A 7,154-nucleotide genomic window follows, 5' to 3' on the forward strand; every position below is an offset into this window, starting at 1 on the left:
GACAGGGTGGGTTTTGGTTAAACCCGGTTAAATAATTATTTTCGAAATTGTATGCGACCCTATATTATACTTTCGATTATCATTTTTACCATATTTCTTTCCTGTACCAATACAAAAGGTCCCAAAGTTTTTGCCAGGGAGCCCGCCGATAGCGCCAAGTATACTGTTATGAAATACGACTTTTATCACAGCCGGTCAGGAAAGCTTTGTGAAAGAAAACTGGCTATGGCAAGAGCGAGAAGGAAGAGTGCGTGCAACTGCGAGTTCATAGTATATTATGACAGTACTTTTTCCGATGGAACAATAGATAGGCCATTTGAGGAGATCGTTGATATTAATTCTTATGAAGTAATTGATTCAACAGACTATTTCCGGGATAGGAATAATGTTTATCATTTTTTGGCCAACTCAGATGGCGGTAACCTGGTTATTGTTGAAGGGGCAGATGCTGCAACCTTTAAAAGGCTTTGCGAGGGCGGATATAGTGTTGACAGGAATTCTGTTTTCTACGAAGGTAAAAAGTTGGATAGCCTTGATGTTAATAAACTACAGATCCTTTATTCACCGGATACTGCTAAGCATTATGTGGAATATGTAAAAGATGATAAAGTGGTTTATCACTACGATGACAAACTGGAAGGCGCCGATGCAAAAACTTTCAGGCTTGTAAAGGGGAAGGGACAAGAATGGGAGGCAGAGGACAAGTACAAGCGGTATGGCCTTGTTCTTGAGGAGGAATAAAAAACTAGTACATAAAAAATGCGCTCCTTTCGGAACGCATTGGCTGAATTGCTCTGCACATCCTAAACAGTTGCATCCTGGATAATAGCATCTGGCGCATGGGTTTTAACCGATAAGATGCCATTATTACGGCCGGTTTCACTTTCGTATAATTCGCTCACGCCAATCGTTTGGCCATTGGCCGCTTCCAGGGTGAAATATAATTTTCCGTTTGATGCTATCCGCAGATCATATTTATTATCATCTGGTGCATTGCGTTTTACGGAATCAATTCCGTTCTGGCAGTTTGATTTGGTGGAATAGCCTTCACTGATGAGTATAGTTTCGCCATTGCCGGCCGTCAAACTAAACTGAAATTCTCCATCCACCCGTTTGGTGATTATAAATTTTCCCATTCTAGCAAGGTTTTGGTACTGAACCGCTAAAATAATATTAACTAACGATTGTGAGTTGAAAAAATATAGAAAAAATGAGGAAGAATGGGAGAGGGAGCGAAGAATTGATTTTGGTCAAGGCTGATGGGATCGTTAATTGCGTTCATTTGTACGCACTGAGTGCCATGCTACTGCTTACTACTACGATATTGATTCGGCGACATGCCCATCAACTTGGTAAATAACCGCGAAAAATAATAAGGATCTTCAATGCCCAGTTTATCGGCAATCTCTTTTACCCGTAATTCGGTAAAATGCAAATACTGGCAGGCCAGCTGTATTTTTAAATGATTGAAATATTCGATCGGCGCAAAGCCTGTCTTTTTTCGAAAGAGCGCAGAGTAATGCGACGCAGAAAAATTAACCGACTTCGCAATGACTTCCAGCGAAAGTGATTTGGCAATATGCTGCTGCATAAAACTAATGGACAATTCTACGGGATCATCGGCATGCACCTTCTCCGCCAGGTTAAATTGATCGTCGTACAAAAAGGTGCTGATGTAATGATGCAGACATATATTGGCATAACACAGGTTGTCGTTGCCATAACCACGTTCCAGGCAGGCATACATATCATCAAACAGGTCGAGCCGTTTTTGTTTGAACGCCACCCGGCTGCAATAACCGTTTATTTTTTGCTTAAAAGCTTCCACCATTTTTTTCGACAGGGCGCCGGTGAAATGGATCCAGTAAATTGTCCAGCTATCTTCCTCGGCAGAGGAATAGCTATGGGCGGTGCCGGCTGGTATAATGATGAATGAACCCGGCTGCAGGTCATAACTGTTTTTCATTACCTGTACCTTGCCTTTGCCTTCCAGGCAATAAATAAGAATATGCTGATCGCTGCCATGCGTGCGCTGCCGGTAATGGTATTTTGCCTTGGGGTAATAGCCGATATCTGTAATGTATATGCCGGATGCAATGGTGTGGCTGTTGCTGAATTCGGTTACGATCTTCCGTGGGAGCACAATGGACCGTTGGCCCTGAAAACCTTCTCTTTTTTTAGGTACAGGCATGGCAGGCAATTTCTTAATTTGTCTATAAATATAATCGATAAATAATACCCCCGGGAAATAATATTGTCCATCAAATAAATAATAATCTCTATTTTCCTGCTTATTGCTATCCGGCATATTTGTATAATAATTTTCATACGATCAAAACAATGCTTCCATTCATGAAAAAAAGGGTCAGTTGCTGCCTGGTATTACTATTTTGTATGCTATTCTCTCATGCGCAACAGGGAAGGAGTACCATTTCCTTAAACGGGAACTGGCGGTTCATCTCCGATTCAACCCATACCGGTCAAACGTCAAACTGGGCTGCCGGGTTGCCGGCTAAGGCTACCACTGTTCAGGTGCCGCATACCTGGAATGTAATGAAGGGACTGGAGAATTACAGTGGACTGGCCTGGTATGAAAAAACATTCACGGTGCCGGCGCAAAACAGCAATAAACAACTACGGTTAAAATTCGATGCGGTCTATCACGATGCCATGATCTACCTGAATGGCGCTCAACTGGCCACACATCTCAATTCCGGCTATACCACATTTTATGTGGATATTACCAAACAGGTGAAATTCGGCTCGCCCAATAAACTGGTGGTGTCGGTAAGCAATGCGTTTTCTGAAACCAATCTGCCTTACAAAAAAAAGTTCGACTGGTGTAACGATGGTGGCATCATCCGGGGCGTAAGCTTACAGGTAACAGGCAAACCTTCTATCCGGTACGTGCATATTACGCCTGCTGTCAATTGCGCCGATTCAACCGCCAAAGCACAGCTTGATCTTACATTGTGGGAAGAAGAGGTGACAGCAGTACAGGCTGTTGTTCGGATCAATGAAAAGCGGTCGAATAAAACAGTGCTCACCCAATCAGTAGCGTTGACAAAGTCAGGTGATGATTTTAATGCAACGCTTGATCTGGGCAAAGTGCATCTCTGGCATTTTAATGATCCCTTTCTTTACCAGGTACAGGTAACGCTGCAGCAAAACGATCAGCCTACCGACCAGGTAACCCATACATTTGGTTGTCGTAAGATTGAGTTACGCGGACCACAACTTTATCTGAATAACGAAGCGGTGCGTTTACCCGGGTTGGAATACATGCCATCGAGCCACCCGGCTTATGGCAGCGCCGAACCGCGTTGGGTGATGGATTCCGTTGCCAACATGTTTAAAGACCTGAATGTGACCATGAGCCGTTTTCACTGGCAGGTGGATGAATATATGCTCGATCAACTCGATGAAAAAGGTGTACTGCTGCAGGTTGAAATTCCCTGGTGGCAGCAACCGGAGCATTTAACGCCGCAACTGGAAGAAGTGGCGCGTAAGCAGTTTACAGAAATGATCGAACGCGATTATAACCATCCCTGCATCTTTGCCTGGGGTATCAGCAATGAAGTGCATGGCGATAGTCTTGCCCCTGAACAATACAAACAATTAAAACAGTTTGTAAGATCACTGGATAGTACCCGGTTGGCGAATGTGGTATCGAACATAACATTCCGGCTTAAACAACATGATGCCTCGTTTATCGGCGATCTGCCAACCTGGAATGAATACATTGGTACCTGGTATGGAAAAAGTACCCAGGAAACACCTGCTTATTTTGCCGAAATTGAAAGTTGCATTGGCGACCGCGCTTTGCTGATCACGGAGAACGGTTTGTGTGAACCTCGTTTTGCCGGTGGCGATCTGCGAAGGATTGAAGACATGACCTATCATTATCACGAGTGGGCTAAACGGAAATACATTGTGGGTTGCATCTATTTTTGTTTGAACGATTACCGCACGCAAATGGGGGAGGATGGTTCCGATAATTATAAGGCGCGCATCCACGGTATTACCGATCTGTATTTTAAAAAGAAATCGTCTTACTATGTGTTCAAGCAACTGGCATCACCCATTCTTATTACCAATGTAAAAAAGCTGAACGATACAACGGTACAGGTAATGTTACAGAATAAAAATGAGCTGCCTTCCTATACGATCACCGGTTTTTCAGTTACCTGGCCGAATGCGCAGAATAAATTGATACAACAAAAACTGCCAACGCTAAAACCGGGCGAAACCGCCACTATAACATTAGCAGGGATGAACGCCCGCGCTGGTTTTGATATTTGTACACCGGCTGGTTACCGGGTAACCAGTTACCCATTTGTTCATTAAAAGAATTATCACAACAATTGTTTGCCATGACCCAACATCGTTTTAATTCCAGCTATATCTTAGCCATCTCTTTTATCTCCGCGCTGGGTGGTTATTTGTTTGGATTTGATTTTGCGGTGATCTCCGGTGCCTTGCCATTCTTAAAAAAGACCTTTGATCTGGCGGAACCCTGGAAGGAAGGGTTGCTGACAGGCTCCCTGGCCCTGGGTTGTATTGTGGGTTGTTTAATTGCCGGCTCGCTCGCTGATAAATATGGTCGCAGACCTGGTTTAATGACGGCGGCAATCATCTTTGCTTTATCATCAGTAGGGATGGGGTTGGCAAATTCATTGGGCATTTTTATCAGCATGCGTTTGGGCGCAGGTATTGGCGTGGGGATGGCTTCCATGTTAAGTCCCATGTACATTGCAGAGATCTCACCCGCAGCCGTGCGTGGCCGTAATGTAGCCATTAACCAGCTCACTATTGTAATTGGCATTTTAATTACCAACCTCGTAAATTATTTCCTGGCCGATACAGGCGCCAATGCCTGGCGTTGGATGTTTGGGCTGGGCGCTGTGCCTTCGTTGTTTTTTCTGTTGGGGGTGATCTGGTTGCCCGAAAGCCCGCGTTGGTTGATGCAGACCAATCAACAAGAGAGAGCAAGACGTATTTTAGGGAAGATCGGCAATCCCGATTATGCAGAACATACGGTGACGGATATTAAAAGATCATTACAGGGGGCGCGGCCTGTTTCCCTGGCCGGCATCTGGTCGCCATCGGTGCGCCGGTTTATAATACCTGGAATTATACTTGCGGTGTTTCAGCAGTTCTGCGGCATTAATGTGGTGTTCAATTATACGTCTACCATTTTTGAATCGGTAGGCGCCAATCTCAATCAGCAATTGTTTGAAACGGTTTCTATTGGTGCCGTGAATTTGTTGTTTACCCTACTGGCTATGTGGCAGGTTGATAAGCTGGGCCGCAAACCTTTGATGTTAGCCGGTGCAGCGGGGTTATCAGTTATCTATGTGGTGCTGGCGTTGTTGTTACAGCACCAGGCCGCGGCGGGTATGGTATCGGTTTTTGTGTTGATCGGGATAGCCTTGTATGCTACTTCACTGGCGCCCGTGACCTGGGTGCTTATTGCAGAGATATTTCCCAATCACCTCAGGGCGCGTGCTACCACCGTGGCGGTGCTGGCGTTGTGGGCCGCTTACTTTTTACTGGTGTTCACCTATCCCATCCTGGCGAAAAAACTAGGCACCTATGTTCCGTTCTATATCTACGCCGGTGTTTGCATATTAGGATTCTTATTTATTCGGAACCGAATAACCGAAACAAAAGGGAAAACTTTAGAAGAAATAAGTGGAGGCTTTCATTGATTTTACTGGTTAACTGGTTAACAGGTTAACTGGTTAACTGGTGAACAGGTTAACTGGTCAACTCTCAACTTAACAAACGAATAATACAATCAAATACAATGGCTAGTTCAGGAGTAAAAGTGTGGCAGGAAAATATAACCATACCAACATATGGAATAGGTGCGCCCGATAAAAACCCGATGTTCTTCGAAAAAAGAGTCTACCAGGGGAGTAGCGGTGTAGTGTATCCGCACCCGGTTATTGAAAAGATCTATGATGAAAAACAGGATAAAACCTATAATGGGTTGTTCCTCGAAAATGAATATTTGAAAATAATGATCCTGCCCGAGTTGGGCGGACGTGTGCAGATGGCGTATGATAAAATAAAGCGACGGCATTTTATTTATTACAACCAGGTAATAAAACCCGCGCTGGTGGGGTTGTGTGGTCCCTGGATCTCGGGTGGGATTGAATTCAACTGGCCGCAGCACCATCGCCCCAGTACGTTTGAAGCGGTTGACTGGTCAATTGAAGAACATGAAGATGGCAGCAAAACCATTTGGGTGAACGAAGTGGAGCGCATGTTCCGCACAAAAGGGATGGCTGGTTTTACCCTGCATCCAGGCAAAGCCTATCTGGAAATAAAAGCGCAATTGTACAACCGCACACCCCTGCCACAAACTTTTTTATGGTGGGCCAACCCGGCGGTAAAAGTGAATGATGATTACCAAAGCGTATTTCCGCCCGATGTAAATGCGGTGTTCGATCATGGTAAACGCGATGTATCTACTTTTCCCATTGCAACGGGCACTTACTATAAAGTAGATTATTCACCCGGCACAGATATCTCGCGTTACAAAAACATCCCGGTGCCTACTTCGTATATGGCCATCAACTCAGATTATGATTTTGTGGGTGGGTACGAACACGATACCCAAGCCGGTGTGTTGCATGTGGCCAATCACCATGTGTCGCCCGGTAAAAAACAATGGACCTGGGGCCATAGTGATTTTGGGGTTGCCTGGGACCGCAACCTGACAGATGAAGATGGTCCGTATATTGAACTGATGACCGGCGTGTTCACCGATAACCAGCCCGACTTCTCGTGGTTGATGCCTTATGAAGAAAAAACCTTCACCCAGTATTTTATGCCTTACCGCGAACTGGGACTGGTGAAGAATGCATCAAAAGACCTGCTGGTGAATTTGGAGAAAGACAATGACAACCTGGTGATAAAACTGTTTGCCACGTCAAAACAGCATGAACTTACATTAGAGCTATTTAATAGTGCTGGTAAATCTTTACTTAATGAAGTAGTTGAGGTATCGCCGGAAAAATTATATACCAGGTCTATAGCGGTAGATAAAGAAACAACGCCGGAGAATATATTATTCGTTCTTACCAATGCAGCTGGCAAAGAAGTATTGCGATATGAACCGGTAAAGAATAAAAAGAACGAAATAC

The 7,154-nt window shown here is 44.6% G+C and carries 6 protein-coding genes; 4 read left to right on the top strand and 2 right to left on the bottom strand.

Annotation, left to right across the window (positions count from 1 at the left end; all coding sequences use genetic code 11):
- The first annotated feature begins 168 nt into the window (after window positions 1-168).
- Window positions 169-741 (top strand): DKNYY domain-containing protein, encoded by a 573-nt coding sequence (locus ACJ751_RS21695; RefSeq protein WP_407747620.1) that lies wholly within the window; start codon window positions 169-171, stop codon window positions 739-741.
- Between the two features lie 62 nt (window positions 742-803).
- Here ACJ751_RS21695 and ACJ751_RS21700 read toward each other — a convergent pair whose 3' ends face one another.
- Together ACJ751_RS21700 and ACJ751_RS21705 are read right to left on the bottom strand one after the other, a co-directional pair.
- Window positions 804-1,136, bottom strand: a complete 333-nt coding sequence (locus ACJ751_RS21700) for a YegP family protein (RefSeq protein ID WP_407747621.1) — start codon at window positions 1,134-1,136, stop codon at window positions 804-806.
- Window positions 1,137-1,303: 167 nt separating this feature from the next.
- Entirely contained in the window at window positions 1,304-2,308 is a 1,005-nt protein-coding gene (locus tag ACJ751_RS21705; RefSeq protein ID WP_407747622.1) for an AraC family transcriptional regulator, read from the bottom strand.
- Window positions 2,309-2,394: 86 nt separating this feature from the next.
- Here ACJ751_RS21705 and ACJ751_RS21710 point away from each other — a divergent pair, with 86 nt between their 5' ends.
- The 3 genes from ACJ751_RS21710 to ACJ751_RS21720 form a co-directional block, all read left to right on the top strand.
- Window positions 2,395-4,347, top strand: coding sequence for a glycoside hydrolase family 2 protein (locus ACJ751_RS21710; protein WP_407747623.1), 1,953 nt, complete (start codon window positions 2,395-2,397; stop codon window positions 4,345-4,347).
- 26 nt (window positions 4,348-4,373) lie between these two features.
- A complete protein-coding gene (locus ACJ751_RS21715; protein ID WP_407747624.1) occupies window positions 4,374-5,711 on the top strand; it encodes a sugar porter family MFS transporter in 1,338 nt (445 codons plus the stop codon).
- Between the two features lie 98 nt (window positions 5,712-5,809).
- The coding region (locus ACJ751_RS21720) for a DUF5107 domain-containing protein (protein WP_407747625.1) at window positions 5,810-7,154 on the top strand (1,345 nt) is incomplete at its 3' end.

The organism is Niastella sp., from assembly GCF_045805085.1.
Lineage (GTDB): Bacteria > Bacteroidota > Bacteroidia > Chitinophagales > Chitinophagaceae > Niastella.

Excerpts from the sequence above, each read along its gene's own strand:
- ACJ751_RS21695 (WP_407747620.1), top strand. The coding sequence starts at position 169 with ATGAAATACGACTTTTATCACAGCCGGTCAGGAAAGCTTTGTGAAAGA.
- ACJ751_RS21700 (WP_407747621.1), bottom strand. The coding sequence starts at position 1,136 with ATGGGAAAATTTATAATCACCAAACGGGTGGATGGAGAATTTCAGTTT.
- ACJ751_RS21705 (WP_407747622.1), bottom strand. The coding sequence starts at position 2,308 with ATGCCGGATAGCAATAAGCAGGAAAATAGAGATTATTATTTATTTGAT.
- ACJ751_RS21710 (WP_407747623.1), top strand. The coding sequence starts at position 2,395 with ATGCTATTCTCTCATGCGCAACAGGGAAGGAGTACCATTTCCTTAAAC.
- ACJ751_RS21715 (WP_407747624.1), top strand. The coding sequence starts at position 4,374 with ATGACCCAACATCGTTTTAATTCCAGCTATATCTTAGCCATCTCTTTT.